The 19,427-nt window shown below is 29.5% G+C and carries 14 protein-coding genes; 11 read left to right on the top strand and 3 right to left on the bottom strand.

Going from position 1 to position 19,427, the window contains the following annotated elements:
- Positions 1-1,937: amylo-alpha-1,6-glucosidase (locus tag Q0V15_RS06275; RefSeq protein WP_297437104.1), on the bottom strand; the 1,937-nt coding region annotated here is incomplete at its 3' end.
- A 477-nt stretch (positions 1,938-2,414) separates the two neighbouring features.
- On the opposite strand from Q0V15_RS06275, the gene malQ reads away from it, so the two are divergent.
- The 10 genes from malQ to Q0V15_RS06225 all read left to right on the top strand — a co-directional run bounded on the left by malQ (position 2,415) and on the right by Q0V15_RS06225 (position 16,555).
- Complete coding sequence (gene malQ, locus Q0V15_RS06270; protein WP_297437102.1) at positions 2,415-6,293, top strand: 4-alpha-glucanotransferase; 3,879 nt, start codon at positions 2,415-2,417, stop codon at positions 6,291-6,293.
- A gap of 58 nt (positions 6,294-6,351) precedes the next feature.
- Positions 6,352-7,659, top strand: coding sequence for a hypothetical protein (locus Q0V15_RS06265; RefSeq protein ID WP_297437101.1), 1,308 nt, complete (start codon positions 6,352-6,354; stop codon positions 7,657-7,659).
- Between the two features lie 63 nt (positions 7,660-7,722).
- Positions 7,723-8,211 carry a hypothetical protein gene (locus Q0V15_RS06260; protein ID WP_297437099.1) on the top strand — a complete coding sequence of 163 codons (489 nt, stop codon included), beginning with the start codon at positions 7,723-7,725 and terminating at the stop codon, positions 8,209-8,211.
- A gap of 15 nt (positions 8,212-8,226) precedes the next feature.
- A complete protein-coding gene (locus Q0V15_RS06255) occupies positions 8,227-10,311 on the top strand; it encodes an ABC transporter permease subunit (protein ID WP_297437097.1) in 2,085 nt (694 codons plus the stop codon).
- Between the two features lie 6 nt (positions 10,312-10,317).
- Positions 10,318-11,217, top strand: a complete 900-nt coding sequence (locus tag Q0V15_RS06250) for a sugar ABC transporter permease (RefSeq protein ID WP_297437095.1) — start codon at positions 10,318-10,320, stop codon at positions 11,215-11,217.
- Between the two features lie 12 nt (positions 11,218-11,229).
- Positions 11,230-12,309, top strand: coding sequence for an ABC transporter ATP-binding protein (locus tag Q0V15_RS06245; RefSeq protein WP_297437093.1), 1,080 nt, complete (start codon positions 11,230-11,232; stop codon positions 12,307-12,309).
- Positions 12,310-12,609: 300 nt separating this feature from the next.
- On the top strand, positions 12,610-13,473 hold the full coding sequence (locus Q0V15_RS06240; RefSeq protein WP_297437091.1) for a transporter substrate-binding domain-containing protein: 864 nt from the start codon (positions 12,610-12,612) through the stop codon (positions 13,471-13,473).
- Positions 13,474-13,621: 148 nt separating this feature from the next.
- The gene (locus tag Q0V15_RS06235) at positions 13,622-14,296 is read left to right on the top strand and encodes an amino acid ABC transporter permease (protein ID WP_297437089.1); all 675 of its coding nucleotides are present in this window, start codon (positions 13,622-13,624) and stop codon (positions 14,294-14,296) included.
- A complete protein-coding gene (locus tag Q0V15_RS06230; RefSeq protein WP_297437087.1) occupies positions 14,271-14,993 on the top strand; it encodes an amino acid ABC transporter ATP-binding protein in 723 nt (240 codons plus the stop codon). Before Q0V15_RS06235 ends, Q0V15_RS06230 begins: the two co-directional genes overlap by 26 nt.
- A gap of 281 nt (positions 14,994-15,274) precedes the next feature.
- Positions 15,275-16,555 carry an L-aspartate oxidase gene (locus tag Q0V15_RS06225; protein WP_297437085.1) on the top strand — a complete coding sequence of 427 codons (1,281 nt, stop codon included), beginning with the start codon at positions 15,275-15,277 and terminating at the stop codon, positions 16,553-16,555.
- Positions 16,556-16,780: 225 nt separating this feature from the next.
- On the opposite strand, the gene Q0V15_RS06220 is transcribed toward Q0V15_RS06225, so the two are convergent.
- A complete protein-coding gene (locus Q0V15_RS06220; protein WP_297437083.1) occupies positions 16,781-16,993 on the bottom strand; it encodes a hypothetical protein in 213 nt (70 codons plus the stop codon).
- A gap of 213 nt (positions 16,994-17,206) precedes the next feature.
- On the opposite strand from Q0V15_RS06220, the gene Q0V15_RS06215 reads away from it, so the two are divergent.
- Positions 17,207-18,208 (top strand): LCP family protein, encoded by a 1,002-nt coding sequence (locus tag Q0V15_RS06215; protein WP_297437082.1) that lies wholly within the window; start codon positions 17,207-17,209, stop codon positions 18,206-18,208.
- Between the two features lie 48 nt (positions 18,209-18,256).
- Here Q0V15_RS06215 and Q0V15_RS06210 read toward each other — a convergent pair whose 3' ends face one another.
- Positions 18,257-19,363 carry a SurA N-terminal domain-containing protein gene (locus Q0V15_RS06210; protein WP_297437080.1) on the bottom strand — a complete coding sequence of 369 codons (1,107 nt, stop codon included), beginning with the start codon at positions 19,361-19,363 and terminating at the stop codon, positions 18,257-18,259.
- Positions 19,364-19,427: the final 64 nt, after the last annotated feature.

Below are 19,427 nucleotides of genomic sequence, written 5' to 3'. Positions count from 1 at the left end.
TCAGTAAATACTCTTAAAATTTCTGATGTACTCCAAGCTTGTGCAAAGCAACCTCTTGATTGTATTGGATTTAAGCCATCATATATTTCAGCAATTTGTCCAACACAACCCTCTCTAAGACAAGCTTCAAAGTATTCAAGTTGTTCTCTTACTTTTTGTTTAGCTAAAGCAGAGTAGTTATTAACTTTTAGATAGGCTATAAAATATCCACCAAGAGGGAATGTCCAAACAGTCCCTTGGTGATATGACATATCTCTTTTAAAGTGGCTGCCACCATATTCTGATACAAATTCTGTATCATATGGACTTAAACTTCTAAGACCATATGGTGTGTAAAGTTCATTATAAACTTTATCTACAACAAGTTTTGATTTTTCATTATTAAGTGGAGAAAATGGCATCATTACTGCCCAAATTTGATTAGACCTAACTTGATTATCATAGCTATTTCCTGATACTACATCTTTTAAACAATTCTTTTCAGTATTCCAAAACTGCTCATTAAATGATAGTTTAACATGTCTACTTAATGCTTCGTAAGAAGAGGTGTTAACTTTAAATTTTTCACCAAAGAATGATGTAACTTTTAAAGCATTATACCAAAGTGCATTAATTTCAACTGGCTTACCATGTCTTGGAGTAGGAAGTATAGTATCAAATCTTACATCCATCCATGTTACTTGGTCATATCCAGAACCAGCATGAATAAGAGAGTCAGTATCCATATAAATATCAAAATCAGTTCCTTGCACATACCAATTTATAATATCAATAATAGTATCAAAAGCTTCATTTTTAATAAATTCTAAATCATTACTTTCCATATAGTATTCATAGATAGCGTAGATATAAAGGAGTGATGCATCAACAGTATTATAAAGTGGAGCTTTATCACCTTCAGGGAATAAATTTGGCATAAGTCCTTTGTCTGTATATTTTATGAAAGTTCTAAAAATATCTTTTGCATCATCAAATCTTCTTGTAGAAATACAACTTCCAAGAATAGCAAACATAGTATCACGCCCCCAATCCTCAAACCAAGGATATCCAGCAAGAATTGTTTTAGCATTTGTGGACTCTCTTTTACTTATAAATTGGTCACTTGCACGAACTAGGGCTTTAGCAAGTTCATCAGTTTGATTAGAAGTATCTATTATATTTTTCTGTCTTTCAATTTCATTTTCAATTAAGGTATCGATACCAAAAGGAGTATCATTTTCAAGTGTGAATATAAGCTGTACATCAGAAATTTTATGTTTAGAAACTTTATATTCATAAGATATAAAACTTGTAGCAGAGCCAAAGGCATTTCTTCCATCAATAGAGTCATATTCATAGTAATAGTCATTTTCAAAATTTGTATCAGATATAAGTTTTTCATCATAATTTGAATGGATGTGTAGGTCTATATTATTAAATGAAATAGTATTGTCTATTTCTTTAATATCTATTTTACTTTCATGTGATTTTCCTCTATCACTAAACTGAAGAAGTGGAGTAACTAAAAGTTTAACATCAAAATTAGAATTATTTTCAATTACATATTTTATACCTAAAGTATTTTTTTCAAATTCAAAAACCAAAGTTTTTTTAATTAAGACACCATCAAAGAAATAATGCCATTCTGGTAGGTACTCTTGTTTAAAAGAGTGGAGATGCTTGAATCCATCAATGTTTTTAGTTTTACAAACAAACTCTTGAGCTGATAATTCTATTTTTTTGTTATTAATAATAAGTGTTTCACAAACCTTACTAATAATATTTTTTCTAACATTTGGAGCTTTAATTGCGGCTGTAAAAAGTGAATGATCTCCTCTTGTAAGTGAGTTTATAATAGTTGTGCTTGAATATCCTCCAAGTCCATTAGTTAAAAGATAGCAATACTTGTTTCCAGTAGCAAAATCTTTAAAGTCATTTTTTCCGTATATAAATTTCAATTTTAAGTCCCCCTCATAATTTACAGATATTAAAATTATTTAACTATTAAATAATTTTGATTAATATTTTAAGAAATATAATATAATCTAAAAAAAATAAATTATAATATAAGAAAATGAAATAGTATAAATTTTCCTTAAGTGTAACAATGCGAGAAAAGAGTGTCAATTGAATGTGTGATAGTAATTTTAAATTTGTATAATAGTAAAGGAAAATAAGATTTTAAGAAATATAGTTATGGACAAGCTTTAAAGGAATTTATATGTAAAAAAACAAGCCAAATCAGATAAAAATGTGAAATTGTTAGAAGAAACATATACTTAAAGATATATTTTGTATAGAGGTTTTTACATATACAAAAAGCTATGAAACCGTTGACGAAGATTTACTAGAAAGGTATACTGAAATTACAGCTTAGTTCAATAAAAAACCTAATTTTGAATTAATTGTAAATAAAAATAGAGAGAGGGTAACTTATGAGAAAAAGCGGAATAATTTTACCGATATTCTCACTTCCTTCAAATTATGGAATCGGTACCTTTGGAGAAGAAGCATATAAATTTGTAGATTTTCTAAAAGAGTCAAAGCAAAAGCTTTGGCAGATACTACCTGTAGGGCCAACAAGTTATGGTGATTCACCGTATCAATCTTTTTCAACATTTGCTGGTAATCCTTATTTTATAGATTTGGATATGCTTGTAGAAGATGGGCTTTTAGCAAAGCCTGATATTGAAAAATTTAGTTTTGGTGAAGATAGTACATCAATTGATTATTCGACGATGTATGAAAATAGGTATAAGGTACTTAAAATAGCATACAAAGATAAACCAAATGATTATGAAAATAAAATAAAAGCATTTAAGAAGTTAAACAAAGAATGGATAGAAGATTATGCACTCTTTATGGCTCTTAAAGATTTAAATAAAGGAGTCTCGTGGAATACATGGGATGATGATATAAAGTTTAGAACAGATAAAGCAATGATAAAGTATAAAAAGCTTTTAAAGGAAGAAATAAACTTTTATATATTCCTTCAATATATTTTTTATAATCAGTGGGAGAAACTTAAAAAGTATGCAAATGACAATGATGTGAAAATCATTGGAGATATTCCAATATATGTAGCAGAGGATAGTGCAGATGTTTGGGCAAATACAAGTTTGTTTAAACTTGATGAAAAATTACTTCCTAGTGAAGTAGCAGGTTGTCCACCAGATTCATTTTCAGAAACAGGTCAACTTTGGGGAAATCCAATTTATGACTGGGAGCAAATTGAAAAGGAAGATTACAAATGGTGGGTAGAAAGATTTAAAGCAGCAATGAAAATTTTTGATACTGTTAGAATAGATCATTTTAGAGGTTTTGAAAGTTACTGGTCAATTCCAGCAAGTGATGATACTGCTATAAATGGACAGTGGAAAAAAGGACCAGGGATAAAAGTTTTTGAGGCTATAAAAAAAGAACTTGGTGAGATTAGTGTAATTGCAGAAGATTTAGGATATATAACAGAGGAAGTTAGAGAACTTCTAAAAGAATGTGGATATCCAGGAATGAAAGTTTTACAATTTGCTTTTGATCCAAATGGTGATAGTGAATATCTACCACATAACTATGTTAAAAATACTGTAGTTTATACAGGAACACATGACAACGATACTATAAAAAGTTGGTATGAAAGTTTAAGTATGCAGGAAAAAGATTTTTGCAGTGAGTATTCAAGAATGAAAAATTCAAATAATGGATTTGAGCTTGTAAAACTTGCATTTTCAAGTGTTGCAGATACAGCTATAATCCAACTTCAAGATGTTTTAAATGTTGGTAATGAGGGAAGGATAAATCTTCCATCAACAATAGGACTTAACTGGAAATGGCGAATAACTAAAAATAGTTTGACAAAAGAACTTGCAAGAAAATTGAAAAATATTACAAAAACAAATAGAAGGTGTGAATTGAATATGAGTAAACAAATAAAAACTGATATAAACAATGAAAAGCTAGTGGACGTAATAGAAGAAGAACTTTTAAGAAGCTATGGAAAAACAGCAAAAAATGCTAGTGTCCATGAAATGCATAGTGTTGTATCAAAAGTTGCTATGAGTAAAATCTCAGGAAATTGGAATAAGTCAATTGAAGAGTTTAAAAAGAAAAGACATGCTTATTATTTATCAGCAGAATTTTTAGTTGGTAGAGCAATACAAAATAATCTTATATGTATAGGGATGTTTGATGAAGTTAAAGAGGCGTTAGAAGAGCTTTCATTTGATATAAATGAGTTTGAAGATATTGAAGATATGGCTCTTGGAAATGGTGGACTTGGAAGACTTGCAGCATGTTTCCTTGATAGTGCAGCATCTTGTGATATACCTCTTAATGGATATGGAATTAGATATAAGTATGGATTATTCAAGCAAACGATTGAAAATGGATTCCAAAAAGAATATGCAGATAACTGGACAGCATATGGAGATGATTGGAGCATTAGAAAATTTGAAGATGCTGTAAAAGTTAAGTTTTCAGATTTAGAAGTTTTAGCAGTTCCTTATGATATGCCAATTATAGGGTATGAAACAAATAATATAGGAAATCTTAGGTTATGGCAAAGTGAAGCAATAAATGATTTTAATTTTGAGGCTTTCAATGATAGTAGGTATGATAAATCAGTTAAGGCAAAAACTAAGGCAGAAAATATATCAGCAGTATTATATCCAAATGATAATACTCATAAGGGTAAAGTTTTAAGATATAGACAGCAATATTTCTTTACAAGTGCATCAATACAAGACTTAATTAAGGATTATAAAGCTATAAATGGTACCGATTTCGACAAGTTTGAGCAGTTTAATACAATTCAACTTAATGATACGCACCCAGTTATAGCAATCCCAGAATTTATAAGAGTATTAATGACTGAGAATGAAATGAGCTTTGATAAAGCATTTGAAATTTCAAGAGAAGTATTTAATTATACAAATCATACAGTTATGGTAGAAGCTTTAGAAAAATGGGATGTAAAACTTGTAAGAAGATACACACCAGATGTATATAAAGTAATTCTTAAAATAAATGAAAAATTAAAACTTGAGATTATAAAGCTTGGAATTGAGAGTAAAGACTTAAATAAGTATGAAATTATAGCAGATAAAGATGTTCATATGGCTAGAATGGCAACTTATGTAGGTAAGTATGTAAATGGAGTTGCAGGGATTCATTCAGAGATTTTAAAGAAAGATACGCTGAAAGAATGGTATGAACTTTATAGTGATAAATTCCAAAATAAAACTAATGGAGTAACTCAAAGAAGATGGCTTGCATCATGTAACAGCGAACTTACAGCATTTTTAGCAAAACTATCAGGTGATAATAACTTTATAAAAGATTTAGACAAGCTTAAAAAACTTGAGGGGTTTGTAAATGATGATAAAGTCATAAATGAATATATAGAAATTAAGAAAGAAAAGAAAAGACAACTTATTGCTTATATAGAGAAGCATGAGGGAATTACACTTTCAGAAGATTTTATATTTGATATTCAGATTAAAAGACTTCATGAGTATAAAAGACAATTTATGAATGCATTATCTATACTTGATATCTACTATAAGCTTAAAGATGGAGAGATTAAAGATTTTACTCCAACGGCTTATATATTTGGTGCAAAATCAGCTCCAGGATATGCAAGGGCAAAAGCAATCATAAAATATATTAATGAGATAACAAACCTTATTAATAATGATGAAGATATGAAAGATAAGATGAAAGTTGTATTTGTTCAAAATTATAATGTTTCATATGCAGAAAAATTAGTTCCTGCTGCAAATGTATCAGAACAGATTTCAACAGCTGGAACAGAAGCATCAGGTACTGGAAACATGAAGTTTATGCTAAATGGAGCAGTAACTCTTGGGACATATGATGGAGCAAATATTGAGATTGTAAGAGAAGCAGGAGAAGAGAATAATTATATCTTCGGTGCTAGGGAAGAAGAAATCTTAGAAATTAAAGATACTTACAATCCAAAAGAAATTTATGGTAAAGATAAGAATATTAAAAGGGTATTAGATAGTTTAATAGATGGAAGTTTTGATGATGGAATGAATGATGAAGAAGGCAATATTGAGGGTAGCTTTAAAGAATTATACAATTCATTACTTGTGGGGACAAGTTGGCATAAGCCAGACCATTACTTTATATTAAACGACTTAAATAGATATTTTGAAGCTAGAATGAAACTAAATGCAGATTTTAAAGATGAAATGCAGTTTGCAAGAAAGTGTTTTATAAACACTGTAAATGCAGGGTTCTTTAGTTCAGATAGAACTATAAGAGAATATGCAAAAGAGATTTGGAAGATATAAAAAATTAGTTAGCTAGTCAAAAAATAAAATATAAGAAGAATTTAGGGAGGTATATTAAATGAAAAGATTTTTAGCAACAGCGTTAATAGCAATTTCAGCAGCAAGTTTTGTGGCATGTGGCAGTGATGATAAAGCAGCAGAGGGTGGAGGAAAGGATGAGGGAGTAACTCTTAAAGTTCAAGTTGAAGAAGGGTGGCTTCCTTATTATGAAGAGGCAAAAGAAAGAGTTTTAGCAGATAATCCGGATGCTAAAATAGAATTTGTTACAATAGGTGCGTTTGATCACTTAGATACAATTACAAATACTGATTCAACAAATCCAGATGCAGCAGATGTATTTGCATTACCAATTGATAGGTTCTATGAACTTTCAAATAATAATGTTTTAGGAGCTATAGATGCGAAAGCAATGGCAGAGAATGTTGGTGGATTTAAAGATTTTGATGGTGGAATAGGTGGAAGCCTTAAAGTTGAAGAGGATTATTTAGCATTCCCATATAATATTGAAACATTAATAGGCTATGTAAATGTAGAAAATGCTAAAAAGGCAGGAGTTGATACAACTAAGCCTATCGAGTTTGATGGACTTGGATATGAAACTCTTTTAGCAACAGTTCATGATGCTTGGTTTGGAGTTGGATTTGCAAATAGTGCAGGTCTTGAGTTCTTAGCTAAGACAGAAGATGGTAAATTTGAATCAGATGTAACTAAAGATTTTAAAGATCTTACAGATGATGAAAAAGCTTTATTTGAAACATTATTTAAATACTGGCAAGATCATAATACAAATAAAACAGATTTATGGGATCAAAAAGCATCAGGTGGATATTTAGATACAGCGTTTAACACTGGTGGAAATGGAGCAGTAAGAATAGATGGACCTTGGGCAGCACCAAATCTTGTTGAAAGAGTTGGAAGTGAAGAGAACTTAGAAGTTATTCCACTTACTAATATAACTGTTAATGGAAATCCTCTTAACCACTGGAAAGGTGGATGGGCTCTTGGAGTGAATTCAAGAATTGAAGAAAATGAAGCAGCTATGGAATTATCACAAGAATTTATAGAAGAGATTGTTAATCCAGAGTTTGCTAAAGATTTATTCGAGCATACAGGAAAAATACTTGAAAATGTTGAACCTTCAGCATATGAGGGAATTGATGCACTTAATAAGAAAGTTATAGATGCTACTTATGCATCATATGACAAAGCCATAGCTAGACCATTATTCACAGAGTATGGAAATGTTTGGGGAGCTTGGCAGAATGCATTATTATCATGGTCATCAACAAATCCTACAAATGCTGAAGAAGCTTACAAGCAAGTACAAGCATCATTTGAAGCTATGATGGCAACAATAAACCAATAATTTAAAAGATAAAATTAGAAGAGGGGTTCTACCTCTCTTCTTTTAAAAAATATGGAGGGGTATATGAGAGATAGTATAGATATGAGTAAGAAAATTTATTACTCTATTGTTGGACTTTGTGCAACTATTATTATGGCAAATTCAATAGAAACTTTTCTAAAGGTAAAAGACAATGGAATGTTTGAACTTTGGTTTAGTAATCCAAACTTAGCAACAGAAATAGTGGGTAAAAGTTCAGAAGAGGCATATTCTATATATCTAACTATGTGCCTTTCGATATTTTTTATAAGAGTTATAGCCCCTATAGCGTTAGCTATTAATACTTATTTTGCATTTGTGAAATTAAGAGTTAGTAAGTTATTTGTTCAAATTTGGGTGGTTTTATTAATTGGATTATTTGCTTTTACAACAGTTGGAGAAACTTTTTATTCAATATTTTTTATAATAGGGTCAATAGCTTATTTAGGACTTGTTATAATTATGATTTGTCAGTGGAAAGAGATTAATAGAAAAATGAATGAACAAGTAATTGAAAGTATACAAAAGGTATAATTAAGGGGTGAGCTAATGGGTAATTTAAATAAGTTTTTATATGACAATTTAGATAGAGAGTATGATAGAAAAAATTTATATTTATATGAAATAGCTAGTTTACAAGAAAAAATAAAAAATTCCGATGGCAGTGAAAAAGAAAATTTCAAAAAAGAACTTAGCAGTTTAAAAGGAAAGAAAAATGAACATAGTTACAACGTTAAGTTGAAAAAATTTAAAGGTAAAGAAAAAGAATTTAAAAGTAGTTTAAAAGAGAATGCAAGTAAGGGGATAATATCTAATGAGAATTCAGTTAAGCTTGTTATAAAACTTGAAAAAAGGTTAAATGCAGCAAAACTTAAAATGAATTTTTATAAAAATTATATAGACTTAACATATGATGCACAGCTTATATATGAGCAAAGTAGACTAGAAGTAGAACAGATACCAGTAATAATAACATTTGCAAAGGAATCAAAGAAAGAGTTAGATGATGCAATTTTAGCTAAATCTAAAGTTGATGAATCTAAAGAGGTAGAATTTGCAAAAGAATTAGAAACTTATAAAAAAGAGCAAGAAGAGTTAAGAAAAAAGTTGAAAAAAGAACTTAAAGAGAAACATAAAAATAAAATTATCTCTACAAAGGCTAAAGATGAAGGGATTAAAGTCCTTAAAATTAAAAAGAAAGAGAATATTTTAGTAAAATCATTTGGTTCAGAAAGAAAGTTTAATGATGAACTTATAAAAAATAAGAAATATGAGTTAACTAAGATTTTAAAGCAGAAAATTAAAACTGTTGATGTAAATATAGCAGAAACTAGAAGGGTATATCCAGTTGAAACTGAGAAAACACTTCCGTGGATTTCAGTTATAACAGCTTTAATACCAGGACTTGGGCAACTTATAAATGGACAAATTATAAAATCGATAATAATGTTCCTTGGAACAATGTATATATATTTAATGGCTATTCCATATTCACTTGGTTTTGGAAACTATAAGGGAGATGGTATAGCAGGACTTATTACACTTGCAGAGGGTGGTAAAAGACTTGATAGGTCAATCATATTTATGATTGAAGGACTTATAGCAATAGCACTTTTAGTTATAGCATTTACAATTCTTTTAATATCATTTAAGGATGTAATGAAGATTGAAAAAGAAAAATCAAAAGGTATAAGAGAACGTTCTTGGTTTGAAACAAAGGAAACAGTTTTTGAAGATGGATTCCCATATATAGTTTCAATGCCAGCACTTATTATAACTATATTTATAGTTTTTGTACCAATAGCAACAACTATATTACTATCATTTACAGGAATGGATCCAGACAGTCAAGCAAAGTTTGGTTGGGAAGGTCTTAGCAACTATACAATGATTTTAACAGGAAAAGGAATGGCAGGGTCAATATTCTGGAAAATATTCCAGTGGACACTTATTTGGACAGTTGGGGCAACTTCACTTGGTATATTTATAGGATTCGGACTAGCTCTTGTTTTAAATAATGAAAGAATTAAAGGAAAGAAATTCTTTAGATCAATATATTTACTTCCTTGGGCAGTACCAGCATTTATAACAATAGTATTCTTTAGTATATTATCTTCACCAAATGGTGCAATAACTCAAATGATGCAAGGAATATTTGGTGAGAGTTTTACTATAAAGAATGATCCATTTGTATCAAAAGTTATGCTTATTGGTATTCAAGGATGGCTTGGTAGCTCATATGTATTCTTACTTTCAACAGGAGTACTTCAATCTATAAATAAAGATTTATATGAAGCAGCAGATATAGATGGAGCAACAACTTTAAGTAAACTTACTAAAATAACAATTCCACTTGTATTATTCCAAACAGCACCACTTTTAGTTGGGCAGTTTACATTTAACTTTAATAACTTTTCAAATATATACTTATTCAATGGTGGTGGACCATTTAACCCAGCAGAGTATGGGAACCTTGCAGGTGAAACAGATATCTTAATATCTTATATATATAAGCTTACAATAGAAAATCAGCACCAAGCAATGGGAGCTGCAATAACTATCTTTATTTCAATAGGGCTTATGATAGTTGCCTATATGGGATTCAGTAGAACTAAAGCATTTAGGAAGGAGTAGCAGATAATGAATATATTTAAAAAGAAGAAAAAAAGTGAATTATATTTATCAGATAAACCACCATTAACTCTTGCAGGAAAAGTAGGAATAGGGTTATCTTATACGCTACTTATATTTTGGGCACTTGTAATTTTATGGCCTTTATCAAAAATAGTTATATCATCATTTAATGGTGAGCAAGGTAAATATCTTATATTAAATGGAGATTTTTCATTTAGTTTAAAGCATTTTGAATATTTATTTAATGAAACATTATATCTAACATGGATGAAAAATACTATTTTTATTAGTTCTGTAACAGCAGTTTTAACAGTTGTAGTTATATCATTTACAGGCTATGCATATTCAAGATATAGATTTAAAGGTAAGAGAATGTCGCTTATGGGAATTATGCTTATACAAACAATTCCTAGTTTTGCAGGGATTACAGCATATTTTACAATGCATTCAATAATAACAGGATATATTCCAGATTTTACAAGACAAATGATGCTTATTTTAATATATGCAGGTGGAGGAATTGCTGGAAATACATTTGTATTAAAAGGATACCTTGATTCAATTTCAACAGAACTTGATGATGCAGCTAGAATTGATGGGTGTTCAAGTATGAAAATTTATAGACTTATTATTATGCCAATAGCAAGACCAATGCTTGCAATCACAGCATTATGGTCATTTATTGGACCATTCATGGATTATTTACTTCCAAAGGTTTTACTTACAAACCCAGCAGATTATACACTTGCAGCTGGATTATTTACATTAACTAATGATATTAGAACAATGAATGAACCAGCCTTTGCAGCAGGAGCTTTAATTACAGCTCTTCCAATAGTTATTTTATTTACAGTATTACAAAAACATTTAGTAGCAGGGCTTTCAAGCGGAGCAACAAAAGGATAGGAGTGAAGAATTATGAAAATAACATTAAATAATATAGGTAAAAAGTATGAGAATAGAGAAGATTTTACTTTAAAGGGTATAAACCTTGAGATTGATGATAAAGATTTTTGTGTAATTCTTGGACCATCTGGTTGTGGTAAGACTACACTTTTAAGAATGATAGCAGGGCTTAACTCAATTACAGAAGGTGATTTAATATTTGATGAGAAGAGAGTTAATAAACTTGCATCAAAAGATAGAGATATAGCTATGGTTTTCCAAAGTTATGCACTTTATCCTCACATGAGTGTTTATGATAATATGGCATTTTCTCTTAGTATGAGAAAAGAGAGAAAAAATATTATAAGTGAGAGAGTTTTAGAGGCAGCAAAACTTTTAAAGATAGAAGATTATTTACATTGTAAGCCATCAGATATATCTGGTGGACAAAGACAAAGGGTTGCACTTGGTAGAGCTATTGTTAGAAAATCAAAAGTTTTCTTAATGGATGAGCCTTTATCAAATCTTGATGCAAAACTTCGTGAGCATATGAGAGTTGAGCTTGTTAGAATACATCAAAATTTAAATACAACTACTGTATATGTAACTCATGATCAGGTTGAGGCTATGACTATGGCAACAAAGATTGTACTTATGAATGATGGTAAGATTCAGCAAGTTGGAAAGCCATATGAGTTTTATGAACAGCCACAAAATATGTTTGTAGCAAAATTTATAGGTTCACCTACAATCAATATGGTTGAAGGAAAAATGATTAGTGGTAAATTTGTATCTATTGATGGGATAAAAATAGTTCCAAATGAAGCAGATGCAAAAGCTTTAAAAAGATATGAAGGAAAGAAAGTTCATCTAGGAATCAGATCTGAAAGATTTATAAGTGAAGAAACAGATGAAAGTTTTGAAGGTAGAATAGAAGTTATAGAGCTTTTAGGTAAAGAAAAAACTTTATTTGTTAAACTTGATATGGGTAAAGAAATGGTTGTAACAGTTCCTGGATATTATGAGTATACTGTTGGAGAAAAACATATGTTTAGTCTTGATAAAGAGGCATTACATTTCTTTGATGATGAAACTAAGGAAAGAATAAATTAATTACTAAGAGAAAATAAAATATATTAAGAATGAAGCTTTATGCATTAAAAGTTATTAAATATGCATAGGGCTTCTTTTTTGTTTGTAAAAAATAAAAGATTTTGAAAGTTAGACAAATAAAAGGTTTGATGGTGAATAAATGTATTGGGATAGTATTTTTATACAGTCGGAAAATAATTAGAAAAATTTGTCGAACGAATTATTATACAAAATAGTTGCATAAATATGTATTGGTGCAATATAATAAATAATATAAGAAATGTAAAAAAATACAAATTGAAATAGATGGGGGTTATTAAAATGAAAAAAGGAATTATTAAAAAGTTAATGGCTATAACAATGGTTACAAGTTTAAGTTTAGGATTTATGGCATGTGGTGCTAATGAGTCTAAGGAATCAGGAAGTGGAGAAGCAGTGGCAGAAAAAACTATTGTTGAGGAAATTAAAGAGAGTGGAAAGTTAGTACTTGGAACTTCAGCAGATTATCCACCTTATGAGTTCCATGCAGATATAGATGGAAAAGATACAATCGTAGGATTTGACATTGAAATTGCAAAGGAAGTTGCAAAAGATTTAGGTGTAGAGCTTGTACTTCAAGATATGAAATTTGATTCTTTAGTTGCAGCACTTCAATCAGGTACAGTTGATATGGTTATATCAGGAATGAACCCAACACCAGAGAGAGCTGAGGCTGTTGATTTTTCAGATATATATTACAAAGCAGAACATGGAATTCTTATAAGAGCAGAAGATAAGGATAAGTTTAAAACAAAAGATGATTTTAATGGGAAGAATGTAGGAGCACAAAAAGGTTCTATACAAGAAGATCTTGCAAATACTCAGGTAGAAGGTTCAGTTGTTAAAGGACTTGGAAAAGTTCCAGATCTAATAATGGAACTTATTTCTGGAAATTCAGATGCTGTTGTTATGGAAATTCCAGTAGCAGATGCAAATGCAGGAGCTAATGATAAATTATTTGTTATACAGGAGCCAGGTTTTGAGCTTGATAAAACAGAGCAAGGAAATTCAGTTGCAATGCCTAAAGATTCACCAGAACTTGTGGAGATAGTTAATAAAACTATTGAAAGACTTGTTAGTGAAGGTAAGATTGAGCAATATATAGTTGAAGCTAATGAGCTTATGGAGAAAACAGTAGCAGAGTAAGTAAAATTAGAATATAGAAAAATACTTTGAATATATATGAATGTACCAAAGTATGATAGATATAAATGCTCTTAAATTATAGAGATTTAAGAGCATTATATTTAAATGAAAATATACATAATAGTTTTAGATATGGGGGGATATTGAAATGGATTTAGATTTTGGATCAATGTTAAAATATAAAGATCTTTTTATTACAGGAACATTTTATACAATTTTTATAGCTTTTATAACTGTTGCAGGGGGAACAGTACTTGGAATGTTTTTAAGTCTTTTAAAACTTTCAAAGTATAAAATTTTGAGGTTTATTTCATCAACATATATAGAAATTTTCAGGGGGACACCTATTCTTGTGCAATTATATTTAATTTATTTTGGTGTTCCACAAATAACTGATATAAGGTTTAGTCCACTTACAGCAGGAATTATAACACTTTGCCTTAATAGTGGAGCATATGTTGCAGAACTTATAAGAGCGGGGATTATGGCAGTTGATAAGGGACAGATGGAAGCAGCTAGAAGTCTTGGTATGCCACTTTGGAGAGCAATGGTGTTTATTGTAATTCCACAGGCTATTAAAAATATTTTACCAGCACTTGCAAATGAGTTCATAGTAATTATTAAAGAATCATCTATAGCTTCAATAATTGGGGTAAATGAGCTTATGTATAATACTGATACTATAAGAGGAAATGCATTTAGACCAATGGAGCCACTTTTAATTACAGCGTGTATTTATTTTACTATGACTTTTACACTTAGTAAGATTATAGGATATTTTGAGAGGAGAATGGGTGATGATAGTAGTAGACAAACTTTATAAAAACTTTGGGAAAAATGAAGTTTTAAAGGGAATAGATAATCATATAAAAAAAGGTGAAGTTGTGGTTGTTATAGGACCATCAGGTTCAGGGAAATCTACATTTTTAAGATGCCTTAATCTCCTTGAAGTACCGAGTAGTGGGCATATAATTTTTGAAGACATAGATATAACTTCTAAAAAATCTAATATAAATAAGCTTAGAGAGAAGATGGGAATGGTATTTCAACAATTTAATTTATTTCCACATATGACAGTTATGGAGAATTTAACAATTTCACCTATAAAGATAAAAAAGTTATCAAAAGCTGATGCAATTAAAATAGGTGAAGAACTTTTAAATAAAGTTGGGCTTATAGAGAAAAAAGATGATTATCCATCATCTTTATCAGGTGGGCAAAAGCAAAGAATAGCAATAGCTAGAGCACTTGCTATGAAGCCAGATGTTATGCTTTTTGATGAGCCCACATCAGCACTTGATCCAGAGATGGTTGGAGAAGTTTTAACTGTTATGAAAAACCTTGCAAACGATGGAATGACTATGATAGTTGTAACACATGAGATGGGATTTGCAAGAGAAGTTGGGGATAGAATTTTATTTATGGATAATGGAATAGTGCTTGAAGAGGGAACTCCAAGTGGTATATTTGATAATCCAAAGGAAGAGAGAACAAAAGAATTTTTATCAAAAATATTATAATTTGAAATAATACTTTAGTTAAATAGATTATATAAAAAAGTTGCTCAAATTGGGCAGCTTTCTTTCTATATAAAAGTACGTATTATATAATGGTAGGAAAATTATTTTATAGCATAGCGAATATGTAAATAATGATGATAAAAAATAACAAATATCTAGATTGAAGAGTAGTATAAAAGTAATATTAAGAAAAAAGTAATGGGTTATATAAAGGGTTCTATTTATATTTTGTAGAATTTAAATAGGATAGGGAAATTTATAAAAAGGTAGGGGGAGTAATTATGAAGAGATATTATGATGTTATTATAGTAGGAACAGGACTTGCAGGGCTTTTTGCTGCCCTAAATTTAAAAAGTGATTTAAGTATTCTTATGATTACAAATAAAAAAGTTAGAGCTTCTAATTCATATATAGCACAAGGTGGAGTATCTGTTTTAAGAGATGAAAATGATTTTGAAAGTTTTGTTGAAGATACATTAAAAGCTGGTGGATATGAAAATGATATTGATTCTGTAGAAGAGATGGTAGAGCTTTCAAGAGATTCTATAAATGATTTAATCAAATATGGAGTTGAGTTTGAAAGTGAAAATGGTGAGCTTAGCTATACAAGAGAGGGTGCTCACAGTAATTATAGAGTTCTACACTATAAGGATATGACAGGGCGTGAGATTATAGATAAAGTTTTGAAAACTGCCCGTAAGAGAAAAAATATAAAGATTTTTGAAAATACTCAAATGGTAGATTTAATAATTGATGATAATAGATGTGATGGAATTGTTTTAAAAATAGATGAAGAGCTTAAAAATGTTTATTCAAATAAAGTAGTAATGGCAACTGGTGGAGTTGGTGGGATGTTTGAGAACACAACTAACTTTACGCATATAAAAGGTGATGGAGTTAATGTTTGCTTAAATAATAATATAAAATGTGAGAAGCTTAGTTATATACAGATACATCCAACATCTCTTTATTTAAATAATAAAGGAAGAAGATTTTTAATTTCTGAAACACTTAGAGGTGAGGGGGCATATCTTTTAAACTCAAAAGGTGAGAGATTTGTTGATGAACTACTTCCAAGGAATGTTGTAAGTGATGCTATATATAGTGAAATGAAGAAGAATGGTGAGAAAAATGTTTATCTAAGTTTTAATCACAAAGGGGTAAAGTTTGTTAAACATAGATTTCCTAATATATATAGAAGGTGTAATAGGGTTGGGTTTGAACTAGGAAGGGAATGGATACCTGTAACTCCAGCACAACATTATTTTATGGGAGGGATAAGCATTGATACTTGTGGTAAGACAACACTTAAGAATTTATATGCAGTAGGAGAAACAAGTTATCTTGGTATTCATGGAGCAAATAGACTTGCAAGTAATTCACTTTTAGAATGTTTGGTATTTAGTAAAAAAGCTGCGATTAATATAAATAATTCAGAATTTAACTATTTTGATTTAATAAAAGATAAAATTCCAAGTGTAAAAGAAAATTTAGATGATAGTATTTTTAAAAATATATTAAAAGAAGAGGATGCTAAATTTTATAAGAAATGGTTTGAATAATGTATTTGGTTTTAAAGTTTAAAAGTATATTTTAAAGTGAAAATAACATTAGAAAAAGTTTAGAGGAATAATATCTGAATTAAATGAGTAAATATATAAAAAAGGCAGTTCAAAATAGAGCTGCCTTTTACTTGAGTTAAGTTTTGTGAAATTCTGATAGTAAGATACTAGGGTTAGAACATATTAATTTTAATTGTAAAACTTTAAAATAATGTGGTCTTTGAATTATTTTGTAGTATCTATATCAGAAAGTGTTTCAGTATAGTCAAATTCAGGGGTGGATATGTTACTAGATACAATTGGATCAGTAGCAAGCCCCTCAATATTAATAAAGGTTTTTTTACCATATGAAATTAACTTTTCATCTTTATTAGGAGAAAAGTTTCTCATCTTTGGTGGGTAAACTGATAGTGGCTTTTCATCTTTTTCATTATTCATAGTGGTAAGACCTCCTTTATATATGTATTTTGCCCTTCTGTTTATTAAATATGTATTAAGAGAATTAAAACTTAATTAAATTTGTTGATAGAGAAAAAATAAAACTATATAATAAAAAATATAGGGAAAATTTAGGTTTTTTTGTGGGGGTCAAATTAAAAGTTGTTTTAAAATAAAAAAATAGTGTTATTAAGTAAAATAGGGGGATGGATTATGGGTTCAAGAAGTGATAGAAATAGAGAAGATAGAGAAATGAAGAGAAATAATAAAGCATCTCTAAGAAGTAAGATAATAATAGGAGTTGTAATATCAATACTTGGTGTGATTGGTATGGCAGGTGGATATGTATATGCACTATTTAGCCAAATGGATAGAGTGGATATTGATAAAGAAAGTCTTGGTGCAAATCAAGAACTTACAGATGAATATGGACATATAAAAAATATAGCACTATTTGGTGTGGATAATGCTGATGGTGGTGGTGGAAGAAGTGATGCTATAATGGTAGCAACTTTAGATACAAAAAACAAAAAGATAAAAGTTACATCATTTATGAGAGATTCATATGTGGAGATTCCTGGGAAAGGTGGAGATAAGCTTAATGCAGCTTATGCGTACGGTCAGGAAGAATTAGCTATGAAAACATTAAATCAAAATTTTGATTTAAATATAGAAGATTTTGTAACTGTTGATTTTTCAAGTTTACCAAAGGTTATTGATGAAATTGGAGGCGTTGAAATTAATATTACGGGTGCTGAACTTGGACCACTGAATCAGTATATTAGAGATTCAAATAAGAAATTAGGGACTAATGTTTCTGGAGTTTCAAGTACTGGGTTAAGAACTTTAAATGGAGTTCAAGCTATGACATATTGCAGAATAAGATCAACTGTTGGAGATGATTTTAAGAGAACAGAAAGACAGCGAGTTGTTATTGATGCGATGCTTGAAAAAATATTAAATATGTCTGTAACAAGATATCCTAGATTATTAAATGCAATTTTACCTATGGTAAAAACAACTTTAAGTACAGGGGATATTCTTGATATGGGGACGGATGTTGTAAGTATAGGGAATAATTTAGAACAAGGTAGATTCCCTATGGATGGTGATTATACTGCTGAAACTATAAGAGGAATGTCTTGTTTAACTTTTGATAAAGAAGTAACACAAAAGAAAGTTCATGAGTGGATTTTTGGTGTAAATGAAAACTAAATAATCTATAAATAAAAAATCAGAACTCGCATTGGAGTTCTGTTTTTTTTATTTCGCTATATTTTTTGTGATAACAGGATAATCAAGCTTATCTATTAAAATTTCTGAATTTGCAGATTTTTTCCACTCATCAAGTTTAGTTGTAAAAGCTTGTTGCTGTTTTTGCTCATATAATTCAGTTTCTAATATTTTATCATTATTAACCTCATCAAATGATTTAATTGATTTTTCTTGATTAACTTCGGCTACAAATATAAAATTATATACACTATATGTACTAGTTTTAGAATTTACAACTGAAGATATATCTCCATCATTTTTCAACTTTTTAATTGCATCCATAAAGGTAGGAACTAAGTTTGCTTCATCATATTTTATATAGCCAAGGTCACCACCTACAGATTTTGTTGCATCAATATTATTAGTAGAAGCTAATTTATTAAAGATGACTAGTTTTTCATTAATATCTGTTATATTTTTAGTTTCTTTAAGATATGTATCCCTAAGTTGTTCAGCTTTTTCTTTAGAGTCTACAACAATTTGATATACATGCGCTCCAGCTTCTTTAGTATATTGTTCTTTATTTTCTTCATAATAAGATTTTAATTCAGCATCAGTAGGTTTTGGAACTGTAGATATAATAGTAGTAATTAGTTTTTTTCCAAGAAGTTGTTCTTTTATATGAGATTTAAAACCTTCTTCATTTTGGTAATTACTATCTTTTAATGCTTTTTTAAAATTTTCAATACCAATATCTTTAGAATTATCAGCATTAGCTATGAATTTATCAATTTCTAAATTATATATATCATCAATTTCTTCAGGACTAGCTGTTATATTTTGTAATAATATTTGTTGATTTATAATATCTTTCTCAATAATTGCATTAATAGCTTGCTCTCTTGATTCAACTATTGTTTTTTTAGCTTCTGGGTTTTCCATAATATCACCATCAACTTGAGAACTTATAACATTATACATTTCCGCTAGTTGCTTATCTATTTGTGATGCAGTGATTTCTTTATCATAAACTTTAGCTATAACTGTATTTTGAATTTCTATAGAAGTTTTTTGTGGTGAATTACAGCCTAAAGTTGATGTTGTGATAGCAGCTAGTACAATACTAGTTAATAGAATTCTTTTTATATTTTTCATTTAAATTTACCGTTACCACAAATCTATAAAAATCTATAAATTAAAGATTTTGTTTCTTTTCTAC

The sequence above is a fragment of the uncultured Clostridium sp. genome (assembly GCF_947036855.1).
GTDB lineage: Bacteria > Bacillota > Clostridia > Clostridiales > Clostridiaceae > Sarcina.
Note: the sequence above shows the minus strand (reverse complement) of the source record. Positions and strands in the feature narration are given on the sequence as shown.

What these genes read in the sequence shown, in the direction of transcription:
- malQ (WP_297437102.1), top strand. Translation starts at nt 2,415, where the DNA reads ATGAGAAAAAGCGGAATAATTTTACCGATATTCTCACTTCCTTCAAAT.
- Q0V15_RS06265 (WP_297437101.1), top strand. Translation starts at nt 6,352, where the DNA reads ATGAAAAGATTTTTAGCAACAGCGTTAATAGCAATTTCAGCAGCAAGT.
- Q0V15_RS06260 (WP_297437099.1), top strand. Translation starts at nt 7,723, where the DNA reads ATGAGAGATAGTATAGATATGAGTAAGAAAATTTATTACTCTATTGTT.
- Q0V15_RS06255 (WP_297437097.1), top strand. Translation starts at nt 8,227, where the DNA reads ATGGGTAATTTAAATAAGTTTTTATATGACAATTTAGATAGAGAGTAT.
- Q0V15_RS06250 (WP_297437095.1), top strand. Translation starts at nt 10,318, where the DNA reads ATGAATATATTTAAAAAGAAGAAAAAAAGTGAATTATATTTATCAGAT.
- Q0V15_RS06245 (WP_297437093.1), top strand. Translation starts at nt 11,230, where the DNA reads ATGAAAATAACATTAAATAATATAGGTAAAAAGTATGAGAATAGAGAA.
- Q0V15_RS06240 (WP_297437091.1), top strand. Translation starts at nt 12,610, where the DNA reads ATGAAAAAAGGAATTATTAAAAAGTTAATGGCTATAACAATGGTTACA.
- Q0V15_RS06235 (WP_297437089.1), top strand. Translation starts at nt 13,622, where the DNA reads ATGGATTTAGATTTTGGATCAATGTTAAAATATAAAGATCTTTTTATT.
- Q0V15_RS06230 (WP_297437087.1), top strand. Translation starts at nt 14,271, where the DNA reads ATGATAGTAGTAGACAAACTTTATAAAAACTTTGGGAAAAATGAAGTT.
- Q0V15_RS06225 (WP_297437085.1), top strand. Translation starts at nt 15,275, where the DNA reads ATGAAGAGATATTATGATGTTATTATAGTAGGAACAGGACTTGCAGGG.
- Q0V15_RS06220 (WP_297437083.1), bottom strand. Translation starts at nt 16,993, where the DNA reads ATGAATAATGAAAAAGATGAAAAGCCACTATCAGTTTACCCACCAAAG.
- Q0V15_RS06215 (WP_297437082.1), top strand. Translation starts at nt 17,207, where the DNA reads ATGGGTTCAAGAAGTGATAGAAATAGAGAAGATAGAGAAATGAAGAGA.
- Q0V15_RS06210 (WP_297437080.1), bottom strand. Translation starts at nt 19,363, where the DNA reads ATGAAAAATATAAAAAGAATTCTATTAACTAGTATTGTACTAGCTGCT.